23 protein-coding genes are annotated in these 23,696 nt (G+C 67.7%); 17 read left to right on the top strand and 6 right to left on the bottom strand.

From position 1 onward, the window contains the following. Positions 1-14: 14 nt before the first annotated feature. Positions 15-668: a TetR/AcrR family transcriptional regulator gene (locus ACIQCN_RS08760; protein ID WP_400610522.1), complete on the bottom strand. Its 654-nt coding sequence runs from the start codon at positions 666-668 to the stop codon at positions 15-17. Positions 669-860: 192 nt separating this feature from the next. Here ACIQCN_RS08760 and ACIQCN_RS08755 point away from each other — a divergent pair, with 192 nt between their 5' ends. After that, positions 861-1,424 (top strand): hypothetical protein, encoded by a 564-nt coding sequence (locus tag ACIQCN_RS08755; RefSeq protein ID WP_400610459.1) that lies wholly within the window; start codon positions 861-863, stop codon positions 1,422-1,424. Between the two features lie 73 nt (positions 1,425-1,497). Here the strand turns inward: ACIQCN_RS08755 and ACIQCN_RS08750 are convergent, their stop codons facing one another. From ACIQCN_RS08750 to ACIQCN_RS08735, 4 genes are all read right to left on the bottom strand, one after another. Next, positions 1,498-2,910 (bottom strand): dicarboxylate/amino acid:cation symporter, encoded by a 1,413-nt coding sequence (locus tag ACIQCN_RS08750; RefSeq protein WP_400610458.1) that lies wholly within the window; start codon positions 2,908-2,910, stop codon positions 1,498-1,500. A gap of 185 nt (positions 2,911-3,095) precedes the next feature. Further along, positions 3,096-4,781, bottom strand: a complete 1,686-nt coding sequence (locus ACIQCN_RS08745; protein ID WP_400610456.1) for a DUF885 domain-containing protein — start codon at positions 4,779-4,781, stop codon at positions 3,096-3,098. Positions 4,782-4,801: 20 nt separating this feature from the next. Beyond that, complete coding sequence (locus ACIQCN_RS08740; RefSeq protein ID WP_400610454.1) at positions 4,802-5,059, bottom strand: acyl-CoA carboxylase subunit epsilon; 258 nt, start codon at positions 5,057-5,059, stop codon at positions 4,802-4,804. Beyond that, positions 5,056-6,639, bottom strand: a complete 1,584-nt coding sequence (locus ACIQCN_RS08735) for an acyl-CoA carboxylase subunit beta (RefSeq protein WP_400606010.1) — start codon at positions 6,637-6,639, stop codon at positions 5,056-5,058. The genes ACIQCN_RS08740 and ACIQCN_RS08735 overlap by 4 nt, the downstream gene beginning before the upstream one ends. 222 nt (positions 6,640-6,861) lie before the next feature. On the opposite strand from ACIQCN_RS08735, the gene ACIQCN_RS08730 reads away from it, so the two are divergent. The 14 genes from ACIQCN_RS08730 (at position 6,862) to ACIQCN_RS08665 (ending at position 20,376) form a co-directional block, all read left to right on the top strand. Next, on the top strand, positions 6,862-7,746 hold the full coding sequence (locus ACIQCN_RS08730; RefSeq protein WP_400606012.1) for an SDR family oxidoreductase: 885 nt from the start codon (positions 6,862-6,864) through the stop codon (positions 7,744-7,746). A 74-nt stretch (positions 7,747-7,820) separates the two neighbouring features. Beyond that, on the top strand, positions 7,821-8,726 hold the full coding sequence (locus ACIQCN_RS08725) for a biotin--[acetyl-CoA-carboxylase] ligase (RefSeq protein ID WP_400606015.1): 906 nt from the start codon (positions 7,821-7,823) through the stop codon (positions 8,724-8,726). After that, positions 8,719-9,360 (top strand): PH domain-containing protein, encoded by a 642-nt coding sequence (locus ACIQCN_RS08720; RefSeq protein ID WP_400610452.1) that lies wholly within the window; start codon positions 8,719-8,721, stop codon positions 9,358-9,360. Before ACIQCN_RS08725 ends, ACIQCN_RS08720 begins: the two co-directional genes overlap by 8 nt. Beyond that, complete coding sequence (locus tag ACIQCN_RS08715) at positions 9,350-10,444, top strand: adenylate/guanylate cyclase domain-containing protein (protein WP_400610520.1); 1,095 nt, start codon at positions 9,350-9,352, stop codon at positions 10,442-10,444. The genes ACIQCN_RS08720 and ACIQCN_RS08715 overlap by 11 nt, the downstream gene beginning before the upstream one ends. 31 nt (positions 10,445-10,475) lie before the next feature. Continuing rightward, positions 10,476-11,252 (top strand): PP2C family protein-serine/threonine phosphatase, encoded by a 777-nt coding sequence (locus tag ACIQCN_RS08710; RefSeq protein WP_400610450.1) that lies wholly within the window; start codon positions 10,476-10,478, stop codon positions 11,250-11,252. A gap of 85 nt (positions 11,253-11,337) precedes the next feature. Beyond that, a complete protein-coding gene (locus ACIQCN_RS08705) occupies positions 11,338-11,892 on the top strand; it encodes a hypothetical protein (RefSeq protein WP_400610448.1) in 555 nt (184 codons plus the stop codon). 33 nt (positions 11,893-11,925) lie between these two features. After that, positions 11,926-14,220 carry an NAD-dependent DNA ligase LigA gene (ligA, locus tag ACIQCN_RS08700; RefSeq protein WP_400610446.1) on the top strand — a complete coding sequence of 765 codons (2,295 nt, stop codon included), beginning with the start codon at positions 11,926-11,928 and terminating at the stop codon, positions 14,218-14,220. Then, positions 14,217-15,026: an inositol monophosphatase family protein gene (locus ACIQCN_RS08695; protein ID WP_400610444.1), complete on the top strand. Its 810-nt coding sequence runs from the start codon at positions 14,217-14,219 to the stop codon at positions 15,024-15,026. The genes ligA and ACIQCN_RS08695 overlap by 4 nt, the downstream gene beginning before the upstream one ends. Before the next feature lie 80 nt (positions 15,027-15,106). Next, entirely contained in the window at positions 15,107-15,619 is a 513-nt protein-coding gene (locus ACIQCN_RS08690) for a GNAT family N-acetyltransferase (RefSeq protein ID WP_400606025.1), read from the top strand. A gap of 38 nt (positions 15,620-15,657) precedes the next feature. Beyond that, positions 15,658-16,041, top strand: a complete 384-nt coding sequence (locus ACIQCN_RS08685; protein ID WP_400610442.1) for a RidA family protein — start codon at positions 15,658-15,660, stop codon at positions 16,039-16,041. A 105-nt stretch (positions 16,042-16,146) separates the two neighbouring features. Next, positions 16,147-16,443, top strand: a complete 297-nt coding sequence (gene gatC / locus ACIQCN_RS08680) for an Asp-tRNA(Asn)/Glu-tRNA(Gln) amidotransferase subunit GatC (protein WP_400606030.1) — start codon at positions 16,147-16,149, stop codon at positions 16,441-16,443. A 2-nt stretch (positions 16,444-16,445) separates the two neighbouring features. After that, a complete protein-coding gene (gatA, locus tag ACIQCN_RS08675) occupies positions 16,446-18,020 on the top strand; it encodes an Asp-tRNA(Asn)/Glu-tRNA(Gln) amidotransferase subunit GatA (protein WP_400606033.1) in 1,575 nt (524 codons plus the stop codon). After that, entirely contained in the window at positions 18,020-19,528 is a 1,509-nt protein-coding gene (gene gatB, locus ACIQCN_RS08670) for an Asp-tRNA(Asn)/Glu-tRNA(Gln) amidotransferase subunit GatB (RefSeq protein ID WP_400610440.1), read from the top strand. Before gatA ends, gatB begins: the two co-directional genes overlap by 1 nt. A 197-nt stretch (positions 19,529-19,725) precedes the next feature. Beyond that, entirely contained in the window at positions 19,726-20,376 is a 651-nt protein-coding gene (locus ACIQCN_RS08665; protein ID WP_400610437.1) for a DUF5666 domain-containing protein, read from the top strand. On the opposite strand, the gene ACIQCN_RS08660 is transcribed toward ACIQCN_RS08665, so the two are convergent. Further along, positions 20,373-21,284 carry a LysR family transcriptional regulator gene (locus ACIQCN_RS08660; protein WP_400610435.1) on the bottom strand — a complete coding sequence of 304 codons (912 nt, stop codon included), beginning with the start codon at positions 21,282-21,284 and terminating at the stop codon, positions 20,373-20,375. The two genes, ACIQCN_RS08665 and ACIQCN_RS08660, sit on opposite strands and share 4 nt — an antisense overlap. Positions 21,285-21,416: 132 nt before the next feature. On the opposite strand from ACIQCN_RS08660, the gene tdh reads away from it, so the two are divergent. Together tdh and ACIQCN_RS08650 are read left to right on the top strand one after the other, a co-directional pair. Further along, positions 21,417-22,463, top strand: coding sequence for an L-threonine 3-dehydrogenase (gene tdh, locus ACIQCN_RS08655; protein WP_400610433.1), 1,047 nt, complete (start codon positions 21,417-21,419; stop codon positions 22,461-22,463). 9 nt (positions 22,464-22,472) lie between these two features. Further along, positions 22,473-23,669 carry a glycine C-acetyltransferase gene (locus ACIQCN_RS08650; RefSeq protein WP_400610431.1) on the top strand — a complete coding sequence of 399 codons (1,197 nt, stop codon included), beginning with the start codon at positions 22,473-22,475 and terminating at the stop codon, positions 23,667-23,669. The last annotated feature ends 27 nt before the right edge of the window (positions 23,670-23,696 follow it).

The raw sequence follows: 23,696 nt of genomic DNA, 5'->3' as shown, positions 1-23,696 counted from the left end.
GGGAACCGATCTGGTCAGGAGGAACGGGAGGAAGAAGGCTGTGGTGCGGTGAAGCCCGAGCCCAGCAGGCCCATGGCATTGATGAGCTGCCCGCGGAGGGCAGCGAGGGATTCAGCGGAGAGGTCCGGCCCCCAGTGCCTGAACCAGACCTCCAGGGCGGCCTTGCCGCAGGCAATCACCGAGCCAGCGAGCGCGTGGGCGTAAAGGTCGCCGGCCGTGCCGGACGTGCGCTCCCGGACCACTGTGGTGATTTGTCCCCGGCAGTAGTCCCAGGCGGCGAGCTCGGACTGTGACATCAGTGCGCTGTCCGACGTCAGTGAGAACAGCTCGGCCAGCGGCGCCACGGCCGCCGGATCCGCCAGGGCCATCAGGGCCGCCTGGGCGGATTCCAGAATGGGTTCCCCGGTGGGCCGCAGCCGCAGTTGCTGGATGGCGTTGTCCAGGAAGCTGTGCGTGATGGCGGCCAGCGCGGCGTCGGTGCTGCCGAAGTAGTTGAAGAACGTGCGGCGGGAGATGCCGGCGGCCTCGGCAATGTCCTCTGCGGTGAAGTTTCCCGGGCCGTTGGTGCGCAGGAGGCCCAGCGCGGCGTCGGTGATGTTCTGGCGGGTGGCCGCCTTGTTAAGTTCGCGGCGGGATGCGGGAGGCGCCGGCGTTACGGCGGCAGGAATGCTCACATGATTACACTACGTGCAACTTTGCACTGTGAGCAAGTTCTTGCCCCCGCTCCTGGAGACACCTTCACAGCAGAATGAAAGGTTCCCGAAAGCCCGCACAGATCCTCCCCGCCCATGCTGGAAATGTCCCGGAAGGGAACGAACCGCAAGCAGCCGTCACGGACGGCGGATCCAGGAGATACAGCAATGTCACGCACAAAGAAAATGACCCTCGGACTGTCGGCCACCGCGCTGGCCCTCGGCGCCGGACTGGGACTGGCGGGCATGGCCGCCGCCACCACGCCCGCCCCGTCACCCAGCGCCAGCGCATCCGCTGAGAGCGGCGCCGCGGCACCTGAAGGCGGCATGGGCATGCATGGAGGCCGCGGCATGCACGGCGGCGGCATGCATGGTGATGAAAAGGCCGCGGCCCTCGCCGGGAAGCTGGGAGTGGAGGAAGCGGAAGTGACGGAGGCGCTGCAGGCCTTCCACGAAGCGAACCGCCCGTCCACCCCGCCGGCGGAGGGGCGCCCGGACCGGGCCGCCATGGATGAGAAACTGGCGAAATCGCTGGCCGAAGCCCTGGGCATCGAGGAGGCCAAGGTGACCGCGGCGCTCGAGGAGCTCCGGACCGAAGCGCAGGCTGAACGGGCTGCGGCCCTGAAGGACCGGCTGGACCAGGCTGTAACCGACGGCAAGCTCACGCAGGCGGAGGCCGACGCCGTTACCAAAGCCGTGGAGGCCGGCGTGATTGGCGGCGGCGGGCACTGATCCGGCCGCTGGCTGCAGAATGCACGCAAAAATCCCCGGGACAGGCGTCCCGGGGATTTTTCGGCGTGGAGGCTTAGGCCTTGGCGTCCTGGAGGACGAGGGCGTCCCCAGCGGCGGTGTCTTCGCTGTCATCCACGAACGGGGTGCCGTTGCGGGGTGCGTTGTACAGTGCTTCGTCCAGAATGCCGTGGCGCCTGGCCACAATGGTGGGCACCAGTGCCTGGCCGGCAACATTGACCGCGGTGCGGCCCATGTCCAGGATCGGGTCGACGGCCAGGAGGAGTCCGACGCCGGCCAGTGGCAGTCCCAGCGTGGAGAGCGTCAGGGTGAGCATCACTACGGCGCCCGTGGTTCCGGCGGTGGCCGCCGAGCCCAGGACGGAGACCAGGGCGATGAGCAGGTACTGGCTCAGGTCCAGCTGGACACCGAAGAACTGGGCCACGAAGATCGCCGCGATGGCGGGGTAGATTGCCGCGCAGCCGTCCATCTTGGTGGTGGCGCCCAGCGGCACGGCGAAGGAGGCGTAGGCGCGGGGGACGCCCAGGCTGCGCTCGGTGACACGCTGGGTCAGCGGCAGGGTGCCGACGGAAGAGCGGGACACGAACGCCAGCTGCACAGCAGGCCAGACGCCGGAGAAGTACTGCTTCACGGACAGTCCGTGGCTGCGAACCAGCGCCGGGTAGACACCGAAGATGACCAGGGCAAGACCAACATAGATGGCGAAGGTGAACCGGCCCAGCGAGCCGATGGTGTCCCAGCCGTAGACGGCTACGGCGTTGCCAATCAGGCCTACCGTGCCCAGCGGGGCGATCCGGATGATCCACCAGAGGACTTTCTGGATGACCGCCAGGGCCGAGGCGTTCAGCGCCAGGAACGGCTCGGCGGCCTTGCCCACCTTCAGCGCGGCGACGCCCACGGCAATGGCGATGACCAGGATCTGCAGCACGTTGAAGCTGACAGCGGTGGTGACCGCGCCGGTTTCGGCCACGGTGGAAGCGGCGCCGAGGCCCAGGAAGTTCTTGGGGAACAGGCCGATCAGGAAGGCCCACCAAGTGCCCACCTTGGCCGGCTCAGAGCCTTCGCCGGTGATCCCGGTGTTGGTGCCCGGCTGCAGGAGGATGCCGAGGCCGATGCCGATCAGAACCGCGATCAGGGAGGTGATGGCGAACCACAGGAGGGTGTTCCAGGCGAGCTTGGCTGCGTTGGAGACTTCCCGAAGGTTGGAGATGGAGCTGACCACGGCCGTGAAAATCAGGGGCACCACGGCGGTCTGCAGCAGAGAGACATAGCTGGAGCCGATGGTCTGCAGCGTGGCGCCCAGGCCGTTGGGCATGTCTTTGGTGCTTCCGGTGTACTTGGCCAGCAGGCCAAGGCCCAGGCCAACGATGAGGGCCGCGATGATCTGGACGCCGAAGGATCCGGCCCACCGGGGCAGCTGGAAGCCGGTCTTTCCGGCGGGGGGAAGGGTGCTAGTCGATGTGCTCACCGGTACAAGCTAGGCCCACGGTACATAGCACCACGAATGAACATTGAGAAATATTACGCAGCCGGAAATCGGCGCGGCCGCTTTAGTCGGTGCAAACACGCGGATCTCCGGCCGGAGTGTTACATATTCCCGGCCCGAATATGACATATCTCTCCCGGCGTGGTGCAGGGAAGGGCGGGCGCGGATCAGGCGAGGAGTGCCCGCCGGAGGGTGTCCAGCCCCACCGAGCCGATGTTCAGTGCGCGCGTGTGGAACTCCTTGAGGTCGAACCCGGGCCGGACTTCGAGTTCGGCCCGGATCTGCTCCCAAAGCCGCTGGCCCACCTTGTAGGAGGGAGCCTGTCCGGGCCAGCCAAGGTACCGGGCGAACTCGAAGTCAAGCTGGCCCTCACTGATGGGCAGGTTCTCCTTCAGGAAGGCATAGCCCTTGACCGCGGTCCAGGTCCCGGAGCCCCATCGTGCAGGCATGTCGAGTTCAAGGTGGACCCCGATGTCGAAGACAACGCGCGCCGCCCGCATGCGCTGCATATCCAGCATGCCCATGAGGTCGCCGGGATCGGACAGGTAGCCGAGTTCCTGCATCAGTTTCTCGGCGTAGAGGGCCCAGCCTTCGCCGTGGCCGGAGGTCCAGCACACGTTCCTTCGCCACTTGTTGAGCAGTTCGCGGCGATAGGTCGCGGTTGCCACCTGGAGATGGTGGCCGGGCACGCCCTCGTGGAAGACGGTGGTGGTCTCGGCCCACGTTGTGAAGGTATCGTCCCCGGCCGGGACGGACCACCACATCCGGCCGGGCCGGCTGAAATCGTCCGAGGGACCGGTGTAATAAATGCCGCCCTCATCGGTGGGAGCGATCCGGCATTCCAGCTTCTTCATCACATCCGGGATCTCAAAGTGCACCCCGGCCAGCTCCGCTACAGCCTTGTCGGACAACGCCTGCATCCACGCGCGGAGCGCCTCCGTCCCCTGCAGCTGCCGGGCGGGGTCGTTGTCCAGGAACTCTTTTGCCTCCGCGATGGTGGCGCCCGGCCTGATCACGCCGGCCACCTCCTCCTGCTGGGCGATGAGCCGGTCCAGCTCCTCCACGCCCCACGCGTACGTCTCTTCAAGGTCCACTGTGGCGCCCAGGAAGGACCGCGAAGCCAGGGCGTAGCGGGCCCGGCCCACCGCGTCCTTCTCCGGTGCGGACGGCAGCAGTTCCGTCTCGAGGAATTCGGCAAGGCGGGCGTAAGCGCCCCGGGCGGCTGCCGCGCCGTCGTCGAGCATTTTCTGCGTGGCGGAGCCCAGGGGGCCGGTTGCCGTCGCCGCATCGGCGGCGAGCCGGGCGAAGAAGCCGTCCTCCGCCGCGTACTTCGCAGCCTGCCCCGCCACTATCCTGACCTGGCGCGCGGCGGCAACCCGGCCGGCGTCGCGCGCTTCCCGCAGCGATTCGATATAACCGTCGATGGCTCCCGGAACGTTGCCGGCACGGCCGGCGATGTGCGCCCACTGCTCTTCCGTGTCGGTGGGCATGAGATCGAAAATGGCCCGGATATCCTGCGCAGGCGAAGCGATGTTGTTCAGTTCCGCATAGTCCCAGCCGGAGGCGTGGATCAGCAGCTGCAGCCCGAGCCGCTCCTGCATCGCATCGAGGGTGACGGCGTCCACATCATCTTCGGGCTCCAGGCCCTCCAGCCGGGCCAATGCGTCGCGGGCAGCCTCGGCAAACCCGGCGATTCCGGCCGGGGAGAAATCCTGGTACTCGGTTTCGTGGCCCGGGATGCCCAGGGTGGTGGCAAACGTCGGGTTCAGCGCGAGGAGGGTCTCGGTGTAATCGTCGGCGACGGCGTCAATCCGGGTACGCGGGCGGCGGGACGGGGCAGCGTCGGTAGTCACACCCCGAGACTAGCCGAACGTCAGCCCCTGCTGCGCTTCCAAGCCCCCGGTCCAGGGGTGGGCGCCAGACGCAGCTGTTGCCGCCGCACCCAGTGGCGGACGCCGGGACGGACGGCGCCGGCGTTTTGGCTTCCGCCCAGGGAAAGTACGACGGCGGTCAGCGCCGCGAGCTCTTCGGCTGTAGGTTGTCCCTTGACTACGGAAAGCAGCGGCGCTTCGGGCGCCTGCTCTCCGTTTGCCTGGGCTTCGAACGCCTGGTTTTCCTTGGGATCCGTCACAGCGGAATGTTCCCGTGCTTCTTGGCGGGCAGGCTGGCGCGCTTGTCCCGCAGGGCCCGGAGCCCGCGGATAATCTGCACCCGGGTCTCGGAAGGCGCGATGACGGCATCCACGTATCCCAGCTGCGCTGCCTGGTAGGGGTTGAGGAGCTCTTCCTCGTACTGACGGATCATTTCGGCGCGGCGGGCCTCGACGTCGCCCCCGGCCTCGGCCACGGCGGCGATGTCGCGGCGGTACAGGATGTTCACCGCGCCCTGGGCGCCCATCACACCGATCTGCGCCGTCGGCCATGCCAGGTTCAGGTCCGCCCCGAGCTTCTTGGAGCCCATGACGATGTACGCGCCGCCGTACGCCTTGCGCGTGATGACGGTGAGCTTGGGGACGGTAGCTTCCGCGTACGCGTAGAGCAGCTTGGCCCCGCGGCGGATGATGCCCTGGAACTCCTGGTCCTTGCCGGGCAGGAAGCCGGGCACGTCCACCAGGGTGATGATGGGGATGTTGAATGCGTCGCAGTGGCGGACAAAGCGGGCCGCTTTCTCCGAAGCGGCGATGTCCAGGGTGCCGGCGAACTGCAGCGGCTGGTTCGCGACGATGCCTACGGTGTGGCCTTCCACGCGGCCATAGCCGATCATCACGTTTGGTGCGTACAGCGCCTGCATCTCCAGGAAGTGCCCGTCGTCCACGATCTGCTCCACCACGGTGCGCATGTCGTACGGCTGGTTCGCGGAGTCCGGGATGAGCGTGTCCAGGGCCAGATCGTCGTCGTCGACTTCGAGCTCCTGGTGGTGTTCCAGCACCGGTGCTTCGGCGAGGTTGTTGGAGGGCAGGAAGTCCAGCAGTTCGCGGACGAAGTCGATGGCGTCCGTTTCGTCCGAGGCCAGGTAGGTGGAGGTTCCGGTGGTGGCGTTGTGCTGTCGGGCGCCGCCCAGGGTTTCCATGTCCACGTCTTCACCGGTGACGGTCTTGATGACGTCCGGACCGGTGATGAACATGTGTGAGGTCTTGTCCACCATCACCACGTAGTCGGTCAGAGCGGGTGAGTAGGCGGCGCCGCCTGCTGACGGGCCCATGATGAGCGAAATTTGCGGCACCACTCCGGACGCGTGCACATTGTTGCGGAAGATGTCCGCGAACATGGCCAGCGAGGCGACGCCTTCCTGGATGCGGGCGCCGCCGCCGTCCAGGATGCCGACGACGGGGCAGCCGTTGCGGAGCGCGAATTCCTGGACCTTGACGATCTTTTCGCCGTTGACCTGGCTCAGCGAACCGCCATAGACGGAGAAGTCCTGGCTGTAGACCGCGACCAGGCGCCCGTCCACGGTGCCGTAGCCGGAGACCAGGCCGTCTCCCAGCGGCTTCTTCTTCTCCATGCCGAATGCGGCGGACCGGTGGACGGCGAGGGCATCGAATTCAACAAACGAGTCTTCATCCAGCAGCAGGCCGATGCGCTCCCGGGCGGTGTTCTTCCCGCGCGCGTGCTGTTTTTCGATGGCCTCGGGGCCGGAGGGCTGCTCTGCACGGGCCTGGCGGTCGCGGAAATCGGCAATCTTTCCCGCTGTCGTTGTCAGATCGTGGCTCATCAATATCTCCGGCTCTGTAGCAGATTGGTTCTGTGGCGCTGTCTTTGCTGGCGGACCGCGGTGCTGGACTTTAAGTAGCTTCCACACAAAAAACGGACCCTGCTGGCTAGTCTAGTGACGCTTCCTGCGCCTGCAGCTGTAGGGAACCTACAATTTTCTGCCGCGCCGTCAGCCTCAACGTAATGTTACTCACCAGTAACTTAGTTGGGTTACAGTGTTGGCATGACTTCGAGCAACGACGCTTTGACGGCAGCCGGCGGCCCCTACCGGGCCACCGGATCCCTGCAGGGCAGGACCCTTCTCATCTCCGGCGGAAGCCGCGGCATTGGCCTGGCAATCGCGGAACGGGCGGCACAGGACGGCGCCAACATCGTCCTGATGGCCAAGACCGGCGAGCCGCATCCGCGCCTGGCCGGCACGGTATATACGGCTGCTGAACAGATCACCGCTGCCGGCGGCGCTGCGCTGCCGCTGGTGGGCGACGTGCGGCGGGACGGGGACGTGGCCCGCGCCGTTGAGGCGGCCGTGGAACGCTTCGGCGGCATCGACGCGGTCATCAACAACGCTTCCGCGATCGACCTTTCCACAACAGACGCGATCGACATGAAGAAGTACGACCTCATGCAGGACATCAACGTCCGCGGCACCTTCCTGCTGTCCAAGCTGGCGCTGCCGGCGCTGCGGCAGTCCCCGCACGGCCACATCCTCACGCTCTCGCCGCCGCTGAACCTCGATCCCGCCTGGGCGGGCCGTCACCTCGCCTACACCATGGCGAAGTACGGCATGAGCCTGACCACCCTGGGCCTTGCCGAGGAACTCGCCGAAGACGGCATCGCCGTTAACTCCCTGTGGCCGTGCACCCTGATCGACACCGCGGCGATCCGCAACATGCCGCACGGGGAAGCCATCGTCAAGGCCGCCCGGGGGCCGCGCATCATGGCGGACGCCGCCCACGCCATCCTGACCGGGACGATCGGGGAAGGGCGGGCGCCGAGCGGAAATTTCTATACGGACGAGGACGTGCTCCGGGCGGCCGGAGTGAAGGATTTCCGTCCCTACAGCCTGGGCGCGCCGGAAGACCGGCTTGTCCCGGACATCTTCCTCTAAGCCATCAGCGGAAGGCCCCGGGCCAGCCGGTTTCCGTGCAGGCCGCGGCCGGTCCGTGTCGATAGGATCAAGTCATGGACGACGCACTCACCCACGGCACCCCCCTGGACCGGACGGACCTGGCGGACCAGCGCTTCCTGTCCGCCGTCGGCATCCCGCGGCTGGACGTGGTGGACTCCACCGGCTCCACCAACGCCGACCTGCTGCGGGCCGTCGCGTCCGATCCCGCCACCTGGACGGACCTGTCCGTCCTTACGGCCGAGTACCAGACGGCGGCACGCGGGCGCCTGGAACGGCATTGGGAAGCGCCGCCGCTGAGTTCCGTCTCCGTCTCCTTTGTCCTGCGCCCGGTCAATGCGGAAGGCCGGCCGCTGCCCACGGACACCTACTCGTGGCTGTCCCTGATCGCCGCAGTGGCGCTGCGTGAAACCCTGCTGGAAACGGCAGGCATCCCCGCTGAACTGAAATGGCCCAACGACGTCCTGGTCCGGGGCCGGAAAATCGCCGGCATCCTGGCCCAGCTGGCCCCCATGGTGGACGGGGCCGTGCCCGTGGTGCTGGGCACCGGTTTGAATGTGACCCTACGGGAGGAAGACCTCCCGGTGCCCACGGCCACGTCCGTGGCGCTGGAGTCGCCGAAGACCGTGAACCGCACGGAGCTGCTTAAGAGCTACCTCTCGCACTTTGCCGCGCTTTACCGAAGTTTCTGCAATGCCGACGGCGACCCTGCGGCCGGGCTGGCCGGCGGACCTTCGCTGCACAAGCGTGTCGGGTCGGTCATGGTCACGCTGGGCAAGCAGGTGCGCGCGCAGCTGCCCGGCGATCATGAAATCATCGGACACGCCACGCGGCTGGACGAGTACGGGTCCCTGCTGGTGGTGGACCGGGACGGCCGTGAACATGTGGTCACCGCCGGCGACGTGGTCCATTTGCGGCCGTGGACACCGCCGGACAGTTCCGGCCAGGGCGGCTATGCGTAAACACCTGGTTCCGGGCGAGCAGGTAATTGTCACCACCCGTCCGCAGCCACGGAAACTTGCCGGTGCCGCCGTCGTCTTCGTGCTGGCTCCCGCCCTTGCCGCGTTCGCCACTGCCTGGGTGGTCCGCGGCGAGGCCGCCCGGCTCGTGCCGGCCGTCCGCCCGGGCTGGACACCCTGGCTGCTGGGAGCTTGCGCTGCCGCCGTCCTGGCGGCCTGGCTGGGCTACTGCCTGCCGCGGCTTCTCCGCTGGCACGGGACCCGCTACATCCTCACCAGCCGCCGCCTCCTGGCCCGTTCAGGGGTGGTGGGGCGCCGGGAAAACCAGGTGAACCTTGCCTCCGTGCGTAACCTCACCGTCCATGAAACGCTGGTACAGCGTCTGCTCCGGAGCGGGAATATATCCTTGGAAACCGGATACCAGGGCACTATGACACTCCCGGACGTGCCGGAGGCGGCGCGGTTCCGGGACTTCATCCTGGACGCCATCGCGGACCTCCCGGCGGACCCGCGGGAATCCGGAACAGGCGCGGAGGGATTGGGCAGCAGGGCGCCGGAGGGTGACGGTACAGGCAGTGGCGGGACAGGCAATGGCGGACAGCGGGCAGCGGGAGAAGGTGGACGGTATGAACGGTGAGCACGCAGAGGAGCCCGTCGAAGCCGCCGCGCCCGAAGCCCTGTCCGCCGAGCGGCTGGCAGCAAAGGCCCTCGAGTCCCGCCTGCTGGGCGGTGAACGCAAGCTCCGCCGTCGTGAAGTCGCTGCCGGTGCCGGCCTCTCCCTGCTGTCAGCGCGGAAACTGTGGCGGGCCCTCGGCTTCCCCAACTTCGGTGACGACGACGTCGCCTTCACCGAGCGCGACCAGGCGGCCCTCTCCACCGTCGTGGACCTGGTCCGCTCCGGGAAGCTGACGGAAGAAGCGGCCATCTCGATCACCCGCTCCATCGGCCAGATGACGGACCGGATGGTGGTGTGGCAGATCGAAGCCCTGGTGGAGGACATGGTCCACGAACAGGGCGTGACGGACGCGATAGCCCGCAAGAGGCTGGTCAACGAACTTCCCGCGCTGGTTGATGCCTTGGAGGAGATGCTCGTCTACTCCTGGCGGCGGCAGCTCAATGCCGGCATCCAAAGGCTGGCCGTGCGCGCCGAAGCCGGGCTCCGCGCCAGCGAGGAAGGCCGCGAAGGCGACGAGGATGATGCCCCGCTGCCGCTGGCGCGCGCCGTTGGCTTTGCGGACCTGGTCTCCTACACCAGCCTGTCCCGGCGGATGAACGAGAAGACGCTGGCCCGGCTGGTGCAGCGGTTCGAGAACAAGTGCGCCGAGATCATCTCCGTGGGCGGCGGCCGGCTGGTTAAAACGGTGGGTGACGAAGTCCTCTACATCGCCGAAACCCCGGCCGCCGGGGCAGAGATTTCCCTGGCGCTGGCGCAGGCCTTCACTGAGGACGAGATCCTGCCTGAAGCACGGGTGGCCATGGTGTGGGGCCGGATCCTGTCCCGCCTCGGCGACATTTACGGTCCCACCGTGAACCTCGCCGCCCGCCTCACCTCGCTGGCGGATCCAGGAACGGTGCTGATCGACTCCATGACCGCCGCCGCGCTGGAACACGACGAGCGCTTCGTCATGGAGCCGCGGCCGCCGGAGAACGTGCGCGGCTTCGGCGAGATCAGGCCGGTGCAGCTGACACGCGGACTGGGCAAGGGGCTGGTGGTGGACTAGGCCGGGTGCCTGTCCTAACGTGATGACGAAGATGAAAGAACAACCACACCAGGCCGCAGGGACTACCGCCCGCACCGGCCTCACCCTCGCCTGCGGGCACGGTACCGACCGGGGACACCGCCGGGCGTTGAACGAGGACGCGTACCTCGCCCAGGAACCTGTCTTCGCGGTGGCTGACGGCATGGGTGGCCACGAGGCAGGGGAAGTGGCCAGCGGCCTGTGCGTGCGTGCCCTTGAGGCCATTCCGCAGGTCGAAACGGGGGAGCGGAGCCTCACGGCCGCCGCCCTCCAGGACCACCTGCTCCGGGCAGACGCGGAAATTCGCCGCGCCACAGGGTCGCGCGCCGGAACCACGCTCTCCGGGGCGGTCCTGGTGGAGCATCTCGGCCTGCCCTACTGGCTGGTCATGAACGTTGGCGATTCCCGCACGTACCGGCTTAGCCACGGGCGGCTGGAACAGCTCAGTGTGGACCACTCATTGGTCCAGGAGCTGGTTGATGACGGTGAGATCAGCGCTGAAGAGGCCGCTGTCCACCCGCAGCGGCACGTGGTCACCCGGGCCCTGGGAACCGGGGAGGACAACGAGGCCGATTTTTGGCTGGTACCCGCGGAAGCCGGCGACCGCATATTGGTCTGTTCGGACGGACTGACGGGCGAATTGGCGGACCGGACCATCGCCCGAATCCTCCAAACGGTGGCCGATCCGCAGGAAGCCGCGATGGAATTGATCCACGCGGCACTGGACCACGGGGGCCGGGACAATGTCACCGTGATTGTCGTGGACGCCCTGGCAGCTGCCGTTACCTGATTTGCGGCCCTCCGGCTGGTATAGCAGACTACCGGTTGGACCAGAAAGCCGCGGGCGGGGGGACTGCGCGCATCGAAAGGTAGCAATGACCCCCTCCCATCCGGCACTCCGCGCTATGTCCGCCTCGGCCTCGGCTGCCGTCCTGGCGCTCTCGGTGAGCCTCTCGGCAGGCGGTGCAGCGGCGGCGGATTCGCCGGACGCCACCACGTCCCCGGACTGCGGCGACTCCTGCCTGGGAACGGAATCCCGTCCCGGCGAGGGACGCGGCAAGAACAAGGAAACGGCCGGCCCGCCGGCACCCGAACAGACCTCACCGCCGGAAGCACCGGCCCCGGGGGATCCCGTCGTGGAACCCGCTCCCGCGCCCGCAACCGATCCCGCGGCGCCTCCGGCCACGGCAGCGCCGTCGAAGACTGCCACATCCGCGGCCCCGGCTCCGGCCACGGCGGCTGCGTCGACGGGTCCGAACTGGGACACCCCCTACACCAGGTCCGACCGGCCCACACAGACCGCCGCTGTTTCCCGTTCCGGCGGCCCCGGGGGACCTGACCCGCTGAACATCACCGCCGGCGGCATGTTGGTGGGAATCAGTGCTGCCGCCTTCGCCTGGTACGGCAGGAACCGGGTACGGGCGCACTAAGCGGGCCCTGCGCGGGTAAGGCAAGATAGGTCTGTGAGCACAGGATCAGGCCCCGCAGAATTGACCGCCACCAGGATTGAAGCGCCGGAGGGCCAGGAGCCCACGCCGTCCGGTGCGATCCGTGAGGAGTACGAAAACCTGGTGGACCTGGTGCGCAAATACCGCTTTGCGTATTACCAGGAAGACGCCCCGCTTGTCTCGGACGCGGAGTTTGACGCTCTTTTCCGCCGCCTGGAGGAAATCGAGGCGCTGCACCCCGGGTTGGTGGCCAACGATTCGCCCACCCAGGAAGTGGGGGGTGAAGTCTCGACGGCCTTTGCGGCGGTGGAACACCTGCAGCGGATGTACAGCCTTGAGGACGTCTTCTCGCTCGAGGAGCTCGAAGCCTGGCTTGCCAAGGCGCAGGCCAACATCGCCAGGCTGGGCGACGGCGCATCCGCAACCGCCTGGCTGACCGAACTGAAGATCGACGGACTTGCGGTCAACCTTCTGTACCGTGACGGCAAACTCGTCCGGGCAGCCACCCGCGGAGACGGCACCACCGGTGAGGACATCACCCACAACGTCCTCACTATCAAGGAGATCCCGCAGCAGCTCACGGGTTCGGGCTTCCCTGCGGAGATGGAAGTACGCGGCGAGGTCTTCATCCCGTCCAGGGCGTTCACGGAGTTCAACGCGGCGCTCATCGAGGCGGGCAAGGCGCCGCTGGCGAACCCGCGCAACGCTGCTGCCGGCTCCCTGAGGCAGAAGGACCCCGCGGAAACAGCCAAGCGGCCGCTGAAGATGTTCGTCCACGGCGTCGGCGCCCGGGAGGGGCTGGTGGCCAGGAGCCAGTCCGAAACCTATGCGCTGATGAAGGAATGGGGCCTGCCGGTCAGCCCCTACTTCGAGGTCCTGGGCGGGCTGGACCAGGTGCTGGAGTTCATCCGGAAGTACGGTGAGCAGCGCCATAAGCTGCTCCACGAAATCGACGGCATCGTGGTCAAGGCGGACAACTTCGCCACGCAGCGGGCCCTGGGCTACACGAGCCGTGTTCCGCGCTGGGCGGTCGCCTACAAGTACCCGCCCGAGGAAGTCCACACCAGGCTGCTGGACATCGCCGTGAACGTGGGACGCACCGGCCGGGTCACCCCGTACGGCATCATGGAGCCGGTCAAGGTTGCGGGGTCCACCGTGGAGATGGCCACGCTCCACAACCAGGACGTGGTCAAGGCCAAGGGCGTGAAAATCGGCGATATCGTGGTCCTCCGCAAGGCCGGCGACGTCATCCCTGAAATCGTGGGTCCTGTCCTGGCGCTCCGCGGGCAGCAGGACCCGCCCGTCCGCGATTTCGTAATGCCCACTGAGTGCCCCTCCTGCGGCACGCCGCTGAAGCCGGCCAAGGAGGGGGACGTGGACATCCGCTGCCCCAACGCCAGATCCTGCCCGTCGCAGCTGCGCGAGCGGGTGTTCCACCTTGCCGGCCGCGGGGCGTTCGACATCGAAGCGCTCGGCTGGGAGGCGGCGATCGCTCTGACGCAGCCCGCTGAGCCTGAGCAGCCGCCGCTGACCTCCGAGGCGAACCTCTTCGACCTCACCCCCGAATCCCTCGCCGAGGTCCGGATCCGGCGGGAAAAGCGGAGCAAGGGCGTGCCCACCGGGGAGTTCGAACTTGTGCCGTACTTCTACAGCAAAGGCACGGCCAAATCTCCGTCCAAGCCCACGGCCACCACCCAGAAGCTCTTCAAGGAGCTGGACAAGGCCAAGTCCCAGCCGCTGTGGCGGGTGCTTGTGGCGCTGTCCATCCGGCACGTCGGCCCCCGCGCCTCGCGGGCACTGGCCACCGAATTCGGAACCATGGACGCCATCCGGCAGGCCTCGGAAGAGGAACTGGCCGGCGTGGACGGCGTTGGCCCCACCATCGCCGCGGCACTCAAGGAGTGGTTCGCCGAGGACTGGCACCGGGAGATCGTGGACCGCTGGGCAGCCGCCGGTGTGCGGATGGCCGACGAGCGCGACGAATCCACGCCCCGTACCCTGGAAGGCCTGACCGTGGTGGTCACCGGCTCCCTGCCCAACTTCAGCCGGGACGAGGCCAAGGAAGCCATCCTGGTCCGCGGCGGCAAGGCAGCGGGCTCGGTCTCGAAGAAGACCGACTACCTGGTGGCCGGCGAAAGCGCAGGCACTAAGCTGGACAAGGCCGAGCAGCTGGGCATTCCCGTCCTGGATGAGGACGGCTTCCGGAAACTGCTCGACGGCGGACCGGCAGCGCTGGGGGACCCGGCCGGCGACATCCCGGATCCGGATGCGCCGGAAGAAGCGGCCGTCACCGCGGAGGGTCAGGCATGACCGCCCCGGCCGAACTCCTGGCCGTGGCCAGGGCAGCCGCGTCAGCAGGCGCCGAAGTCCTCGCCGGGCGCACCGCCGACGCCCTGGCCGCCAGCAACAAGGGCGCGGCAGGAGACTGGGTGACGGCCTTCGACGTCGCCGCTGAGGACGCCGTCCGGGGCGTCATCACCGCGGCCCGTCCAGGCGACACCATCACCGGGGAAGAGCACGGCACCACGCGCCCGGCTGAACCCAGCGGCTACCGCTGGTCCATCGACCCGTTGGATGGGACCACCAACTTCATCCGCAATATCGTCTACTACGCCACCTCGGTGGCAGTGGCCGGTCCGGACGGGACGTGGCTGGCCGGCGTCGTCCATGCCCCCGCCCTTGGCCGGATCTACCACGCGGTGCGCGGCCAGGGGGCGTGGCTTGAGGAGGGCGGGCGGCTGGCCCGGCTGGAGGGCCCGGTGCCCGGGCGGACCGGGCAGATCCTGGCAACCGGTTTCAGCTACGATCCGGCCGTCCGGTCGCAGCAGGCGGCGGCATTCGCCGGGCTGGCGGAGGGCTTTGCGGACGTCCGTCGGCTGGGCTCGGCTGCCCTCGACCTGTGCATGGTGGCGGACGGCACGCACGACGCCTACGGCGAGCGGGGACTCAATGAACACGACTTCGCCGCCGGTGCCCTGATCGCAGAGGAGGCCGGCTGCTGGGTACGCCGGCCGCGGCTGGCCAGCCCGCTGGACGGCGGTCCGTCGGACCAGGAACGACTGGATGCCTGGACATGCGCCGCGGGGCTGGAGCTTTCGGGCAGGTTTCCGCTCTGACCCGGCACCGGAGTGATAGTTCAGTCACGGAAAATGCCCTCCGGCGCCTCTGGGGCCGCACCCGCCACTACCATTGACGGGTGCAGCCGCAGATAACCATCCGTCCCGCCGTCGAGGCAGATTACGACGACGTCGCCCGCATCACGCGCGACGCCTACCTCGCTGCGGGGTACTTCGATGACGCGGACCATCCGTACATGCGCAGGATCCAGGACGTGGCCCTGCGCGCCGGCGAGGCCACCATCTGGGTTGCCGAACGTGACGGCGCCGTCGTGGGGTCTGTGACGCTGGCTGTGGCCGGAGAGCCTTATGCGGACATCGCGCTGCAGGACGAACTTGAGTTCCGCATGCTGGTGGTGGACCCCGCCGTGCAGCGCAGCGGCGCCGGACGTGCCCTGCTGGAAGCGATCATCGCGCACGCCCGGGCGCTTCCGGGGATCCGCGCCGTGGCACTGACCACGGGCGAAAGCTGGCTCAGCGCGCACGGGCTCTACCAGGCGACCGGCTTCCGCCGGGTCCCGGAGCGTGACTGGCTGGTCCCCGGGACCGACATAAAGCTGCTGGTTTACCGGCTGGACGTGCACCAGCCCTAAAGTGGTGCCGACCCAGTCCAGTATTGAAAGGCTCCACCATGCGCAAAACCTTCGGCACCGGCTCTGTCTGGGAACAGACCCTCGGCTACTCCCGGGCCGTCCAGGTGGACAACACCCTGTACATCTCAGCCACCGCGGCAAGCGGTGATGACGGGATCGTAGGCGAGGACTTCTACTCCCAGACCCAGTACATCCTGGAAAAGCTCGGCAAAGTCCTGGCCGACGCCGGCTTCAGCTTCGAAGACGTGGTCCAGTCCAAGCTGTACCTGACGGACATCAGGAAATGGGAGGACGCCGGCCGCGCCCACGGCGAGGTTTTCGGCGACATCCGGCCCACGCTGTCACTGGTGCACGTCCTGCCGTTCCTGGACCCGAAGATGCTGGTGGAGATCGAGCTGGTGGCCCGGAAGAGCGGCTCCTAGCCGCAACGGTCCGGTACCGGCGCCCGCCGGGGGTGGTCCGGCGGGCGCCGCCGTTTCCCCACTAGACTGGATCGGAAAACAATTCGTACTTTGCAGGGGAGATCCATGGCTGCGATCAACCGTGACGATGTTGCGCATCTCGCGCGGCTCGCTCACATCGAGATGAGTGACCAAGAGCTGGACAGGATGGCGGGGGAACTCGCCGTCATCGTGGATTCGGTGAAGTCCGTCAGTCAGGCCGCCGGGGACGACGTCCCGGCAACGTCCCACCCCATCCCGCTGACCAATGTGTTCCGCGCGGACGTTGTGGGCCACACCTTCACGGCCGAACAGGCACTTTCCGGCGCGCCGGATTCCGAAGACAACCGTTTCAAGGTCCCGGCAATCCTGGATGAGGCATAACCATGACTGAACTGAACACCGCCGGCTCCGCCCTGATCCGGCTTTCGGCCGCGGAACTGGCCGCAAAGCTCGCCGCCGGCGAGGTCACCTCCGTGGCCATCACGCAGGCCTGCCTGGACCGTATCGCGGCCGTGGACGGCGGCGAACGCGGCGTCAACGCGTTCCTGCACGTCAACGCCGAAGAAGCGCTTGCCGTCGCCGCCGAAGTGGATGCCATCCGCGCCGCGGGAGGGGCCGAAGCGGAGGCCCTGCACGTCCTGGCGGGCGTCCCCATCGCCGTCAAGGACCTGATCGTCACCGTGGGCCAGCCCACCACCGCCGGCTCGAAGATCCTCGAAGGCTGGCACAGCCCCTACGACGCCACCGTGGTGGAGCGCCTGCGCGCCGCGAAGATGCCCATCCTGGGCAAGACCAACCTGGACGAGTTCGCCATGGGCTCCTCCACCGAGCACTCCGCGTACGGCCCCACCCGCAACCCGTGGGACCTGGACCGCATCCCCGGCGGCTCCGGCGGCGGGTCCGCTGCCGCCGTCGCTGCTTTCGAGGCCCCCCTGGCGCTGGGCACGGACACCGGCGGCTCCATCCGCCAGCCCGGTGCGGTCACCGGCACCGTGGGCGTGAAGCCCACCTACGGCAGCATCTCCCGCTACGGAGCCATCGCCATGGCATCCTCGCTGGACCAGATCGGCCCTGTCACCCGCACCGTCCTGGACTCCGCTTTGCTCCACCAGGTAATCGGCGGACACGACCCCCGCGACTCCACCTCCCTGCCTGAACCGCTGGCGGACCTCGTAGCCGCGGCGAAAACCGGCAACGTCGAGGGCCTGCGGGTGGGCATCATCAAGGAGCTGCACGGCGAGGGCTACCAGGCCGGCGTGGAAAACCGGTTCAAGGAAGCCCTGGCACTGTTGAAGGACGCGGGAGCGGAAATCGTCGAGGTGTCCTGCCCCAACTTCCAGTACGCCCTGGGTGCCTACTACCTCATCATGCCGTCCGAGGCCTCCTCCAACCTCGCGAAGTTCGACGGCGTCCGCTACGGCCTGCGCGTCCTGCCCGAAGACGGTCCCATGACGATCGAACGCGTCATGGGCGCAACCCGTGCTGCAGGCTTCGGCGACGAGGTCAAGCGCCGCATCATCCTGGGCACCTACGCCCTGAGCGCGGGCTACTACGACGCCTACTACGGCTCCGCGCAGAAGGTCCGCACCCTTGTCCAGCGCGACTTCGACGCCGCCTTCACGGTGGCCGACGTCCTGATTTCCCCCACGGCGCCCACCACGGCGTTCCGCCTGGGCGAAAAGCTGGACGATCCGCTGGCCATGTACCTCAACGACGTGGCCACCATCCCCGCAAACCTGGCCGGTGTTCCGGGACTCTCCCTGCCCGGCGGCCTGGCGGACGAGGACGGGCTGCCCGTCGGTATTCAGCTGCTGGCCCCGGCCCGCGAGGATGCCCGGCTGTACCGCGTGGGCGCCGTGCTCGAATCGCTGCTTGAGGACAAGTGGGGCGGCCCGCTGCTGGCCCAGGCCCCCGAACTTGCGGGCTCTCCGGCCCTCGAAACCCAGGAGGCAAAATAATGAGCACTGACGAAATCCTGAGCTTCGAAGAGGCCATGGAGAAGTACGACCCCGTCCTGGGCTTTGAGGTCCACGTGGAGCTCAACACCCGGACCAAGATGTTCTCCTCCGCGCCCAACGTCTTCGGCGACGAGCCCAACACCAACGTCAACGAGGTGGACCTCGGCATGCCGGGTGTCCTGCCCGTGGTGAACCGGACGGCCGTAGAGTCCTCGATCAAGATCGGCCTGGCGCTGAACTGCAAGATCGCAGAGAGCTGCCGCTTCGCCCGGAAGAACTACTTCTACCCGGACACCCCCAAGAACTTCCAGACCTCCCAGTACGACGAACCCATCGCGTATGACGGCTACCTGGATGTCGAACTCGGGGACGGCACGGTGTTCCGTGTGGAGATCGAGCGCGCCCACATGGAGGAGGACGCCGGCAAGCTGACCCACATGGGCGGTGCCACGGGCCGCATCCACGGCGCCGACTTCTCCTTGGTGGACTACAACCGCGCCGGCGTGCCGCTGGTCGAAATCGTCACCAAGCCCATCGAGGGCGCCGGCTCCCGCGCCCCGGAACTTGCCAAGGCGTACGTGGCGGCCATCCGCGAAATCGTGAAGAACCTGGGCGTCTCGGATGCCCGGATGGAACGCGGCAACGTACGCTGCGACGCCAACGTTTCCCTCCGCCCGCACGGGCGGGAACGGTTCGGCATCAGGTCCGAAACGAAGAACGTCAACTCGCTGCGCGCCGTCGAACACGCCGTCCGCTACGAAATCCAGCGCCATGCCGCCGTCCTGGACGCCGGCAACCCGGTGGTGCAGGAAACCCGCCACTGGCACGAGGACACCCGCACCACCACCTCGGGCCGGCCCAAGTCCGACGCCGACGACTACCGCTACTTCCCCGAGCCGGACCTGGTCCCCGTGGTGGCGTCGCGTGAATGGGTCGAGGAACTGCGCGCCACCCTGCCCGAGCCGCCGGCCGAGCGCCGCAAGCGGCTGAAGTCGGACTGGGGCTACTCGGACCTGGAGTTCCGCGATGTGGTGAACGCCGGCGTCCTGGACGAGATCGAGGAGACCATCGCCGCCGGCGCCAGCGCGTCTGTGGCGCGCAAATGGTGGATGGGCGAGATCGTGGGCCGTGCCAAGGCCGCCGACGTGGACCCAGGCCAGCTGGGCGTCCAGCCTGCCACCATCGTGGAGCTCAGCCGCATGGTGGAGGACGGCAAGATCAACAACAAGATGGCGTCGCAGGTGCTGGACGGCGTCCTCGCCGGGGAGGGCACTCCCGCGGAAATCGTGGAGAAGCGCGGCCTGGCCGTGGTGTCCGACGACGGCCCCCTCCTGGAGGCCATCGACGCCGCCCTTGCGGCGCAGCCGGACGTCGCCGATAAGATCCGCGGCGGCAAGGTCCAGGCCATCGGCGCCATCGTGGGCGGGGTCATGAAGGCCACCCGCGGCCAGGCCGATGCCGGCCGCGTCCGCGAGCTCATCCTCGAAAGGCTGGGCGTCTCCGCCTAGCTGTTCCCGCCCCGCCGGGTAGCGCAAAGTGTCGTTCTGATCGCCCAAACCGACGCTGGGCGCTACCCGGTTCACGCTTCAAGTACTCAGGTTGGCGCTGCAAAAAGTACTCGTGTGCAGTGGCGCCCCTCAGCCCTACACTGGACCCCACGGGGCCGCGGCTGCGGTCCCGGCCAGCTACGTGGAGGGGGGCGGCCGTGCCGTTCAAGGACCGGGGAAGGGCGCGGAGACTGGTACTCGCCGGCGCTGTTGCCCTCACGCTCGCGGGTACGGGCGCGGCACTGGCCTGGCCCGCCGACGGCCCCTCCCCGTCGCCGTCCTCCACCGCACCGGCCCCTTCGCCCTCTCACGATCCGTCGGGCCGTGCCGGTTCTCCGCCGGGCCACCAGGACAGCCAGTACCGGCAGGACAAAGGCGGCAAGCAGCACCGGGCCCACAAACAGCACGGGCCTGACAAACAAGACCAGGCCGACCATGCCCGCGGCGGCAGGCTCCAGCACAGCGAGAGTGTGGTCAAGGACGCGGACGGCAGCTTCCGGACCGTCCTGGTCCAGCGCGGAACCGTGGAAGCGGTCAGCGGCACCTCGGTTACCGTCCGGAGCGAAGACGGCTACTCACAGGCTTACGCTGTGGACGCCGACACCAGGATCAGCGGGCACCCTGCGGCCTTCGGCCACCGGTCGCCTGCAGCGGACGACGACGACAAGCCGGCCGGGCCGCGGACCGGCACCGTCCCGGACATTGCCGTCGGGGACTGGGTCCGCGTTTTCGGCGTCAAGGAGGGGGACCGGGTGACGGCGACGCGGATTGCCCCCGGCGCCGGAAATGTTCGGGGCGGAGGACGTTAATCCGGCTCCACCAGGCCGGCCATGATGTCCTGCAGCGTCTCGCAGACCACCATGACCGCGCGTCGCTTCAGGTTTTCGGGCCGGGCCAGGAGGTCTATCCGGCGCCGCGTGCTGATGCCTTGGAGGGGACGCAGGATGACGGCCGGGTTGAGGACCGGCCCCGCCGTGTACCTCGGCAGCAGGCCGGCCACGCCGCCGGCTGCCACCAGTGCGGCCACCGTGGAATAGTCGTTGATCCGGTGCACGATCCTCAGCTCCCGGCTGGACACCGCTGCGACGGCGGAGAGGACGTCCGCGGGGGAGTAGCCGGCGTGGCTGGTCACCCAGGCTTCATCCACCACATCGGCCACGGACACCGACTCCTGCTGCGCCAGCCGATGACCGGCGGGCAGGGCCACATCCAGCGGTTCGTGTGCCAGTGGAATGACGGTAACCCGTTCGCCCGGCCACCGCGGGCTGTGGTCCATCCGGTGGGCCAGGACCAGATCGTACCGGGCGGTGAGCGCGGGAAAGTCATTCTGGGCCACATCCTCGTCGGAGAGTTCGATCTTCGGCCGCCCGGGTCCGTCCAGCGCCTTGGCCAGCGGCGCGAACAGTGCCTGCCCGGCGCTGTGGAACCCGGACAGGGTGACGCGCGCCGCCTCGGAGCCGTGGTAGCTGCCGATCGCGCTCCGGGCGTCGGCCATGGCGCTGACCACCGCCGCCCCGGCGTCCGCGAGCACCTGGCCGGCCTCCGTCAGCACCAGGTTGCGGCCTTCCCTGCGCGTCAGCGGGACCTCCACGGAGCGCTGGAGCAGGGCAAGCTGCTGCGACACGGCCGAGGGCGTCACCATGAGCGTGTCCGCCACCGCCTTCACGCTGCCCAAGGCGCCAAGTTCGCGCAGGATTTCCAGCTGGTGTATTTCCATCGCATCAGTCTAAACATTAGGAAGTGCTACATCGTCGATTGAGATATTTGCTGTTGTTCTAAAGCTTCTTCCCGGCTGTAATGGGGAGGGCAGCACCCTGCCCAAGCGTATGGACGAAGAGTAAGGAAGCCGATGAGGGCTTTGTACAAGGCCGGCCCGCAAGCCGGATTTGAGCTGGTGGACCGGCCGGACCCCGTCACCGGCCCGGCGGACGTCAGGATCCGCGTCATGACCACCGGCATCTGTGGAACGGACCTGCACATCCAGTCCTGGGACGCCTGGGCGCAGGGCATCATCGAGGCGCCGCTGATTCCCGGCCATGAATTTTATGGCGAAGTGGTGGAAACCGGCGCGGGCGTCCGGGACGTCAAGGTGGGCGACCGCGTCTCCGGCGAAGGCCACGTGGTATGCGGGATCTGCCGCAACTGCCGGGCCGGCAGGCGGCAGATGTGCATCCACACCGTCAGCGTGGGCGTGCAGCGGGACGGCGCCTTTGCCGAATACGTTGTTATTCCCGAGACGAACGTCTGGGTGCACCATGACCCTTCCGTCACGCCTGAACTCGGTGCCATCTTCGATCCCTTCGGCAATGCTGTCCACACTGCCCTGAGCTTCCCGCTGGTGGGCGAGGATGTCCTGATCACCGGCGCCGGTCCCATCGGGCTGATGGCCATCGCCGTGGCCCGGCACGCCGGCGCCCGCAAAATCGCCATCACGGACGTCTCCGGGCCGCGGCTGGAGCTGGCGCGCCGCCTGGGCGCCGACCTTGCCATCGATGTCTCCACCACCCGCATCCGCGAAGCCCAGCAGGAGCTCTGCCTGCGGGAAGGGTTCGATATCGGCATGGAAATGTCCGGGCACCCGTCCGCCCTGCCGGAGATGATTGACAACATGAACCACGGTGGCCGCATCGCCATGCTGGGCCTGCCCAGCCAGGACATCACCATCGACTGGGCCAAGGTGGTCACCCACATGCTGACGCTGAAGGGTATTTATGGCCGCGAGATGTATGAGACCTGGTATGCCATGAGCGCCATGCTTTCCTCCAACCCTGTGCTCCATGCCGGGATTTCAGCGGTGGTGACCGATGTCCTGCCTGCCGCGGAATGGGAAAAAGGCTTCGACATTGCCCGCAGCGGGACCGGCGGCAAGGTCGTCCTCGACTGGACCAAACTCTAAGGAAACGCCATGTACACCTCAATCAAGGACCAACTGCGCGCCGAACTGGACGACATCCGCGCTGCCGGGCTGTTCAAGGCCGAACGCAGCATCAGTTCGCCCCAGTCCAGCCACATCACCGCCGGGCAGCCCGGCCGGCCGGGCGCGGACGTGCTCAACTTCTGCGCCAACAACTACCTCGGGCTGGCGGACCACCCGGACATCATTGACGCCGCGAAGGACGCCATGGACCAGCGCGGCTTTGGCATGGCCAGCGTGCGCTTCATCTGCGGCACCCAGGACCTTCACCTCGAGCTCGAGGCCCGGGTTTCGCGCTTCCTGGGCACCGAGGACACCATCCTGTTCTCCAGTTGCTTCGACGCCAACGGCGGTGTGTTCGAGTCCCTGCTGGGCGCCGAAGATGCAGTGATCTCGGACGCCCTGAACCACGCCTCCATCATTGACGGCATCCGGCTCTGCAAGGCGCAGCGCTACCGCTACGCCAACCAGGACATGGCGGACCTTGAAGCGAAACTCATCGAGTCCGCGGGCGCACGCCGCCGGATCGTCGTGACGGACGGCGTGTTCTCCATGGACGGCTACCTTGCTCCGCTGGAGGCCATCTGCGACCTTGCCGAGAAGTACGACGCGCTGGTCATGGTGGACGACTCGCACGCCGTGGGCTTCATGGGCGAGACCGGCGCCGGAACGCCGGAACACGCGGGCGTTTCGGACCGCGTGGACATCTACACCGGAACTTTCGGGAAGGCTCTGGGCGGTGCCTCCGGCGGGTATGTGTCCGGCCGGGCCGAGGTAGTGTCCATGCTCCGGCAAAAGGCGCGCCCTTACCTGTTCTCCAACTCGCTCGCGCCCGCCATCGTAGCCGCCACCATCAAGGCCCTGGACCTGGTGGAAAATTCGGCGGACCTGCGGAGCCGCCTGTTCCAGAACGCGGAACTCTTCCGCCGCCGGATGTCACAGGAAGGCTTCGACCTGCTGCCGGGAGAGCACGCCATCGTCCCGGTCATGTTCGGCGACGCCGTCCAGGCGGCCAAGGTGGCGGACCGCATGCTCGAGTACGGCGTCTTCGTGACAGCCTTCAGCTTCCCGGTGGTCCCCAGGGGAGCGGCCAGGATCCGGGTCCAGCTCTCCGCAGCGCATTCTGCCGGCGACGTCGAAGCGTGCGTCCGCGCCTTCATGGCCAGCCGCGCGGAGGTGGCGGCCTAGACCGCGGCCACGAGGCCCGTACTCTGC

The organism is Pseudarthrobacter sp. NPDC092424 (genome assembly GCF_044754925.1).
In the GTDB taxonomy this organism is placed as follows: domain Bacteria; phylum Actinomycetota; class Actinomycetes; order Actinomycetales; family Micrococcaceae; genus Arthrobacter.
Note: the sequence above shows the minus strand (reverse complement) of the source record. Positions and strands in the feature narration are given on the sequence as shown.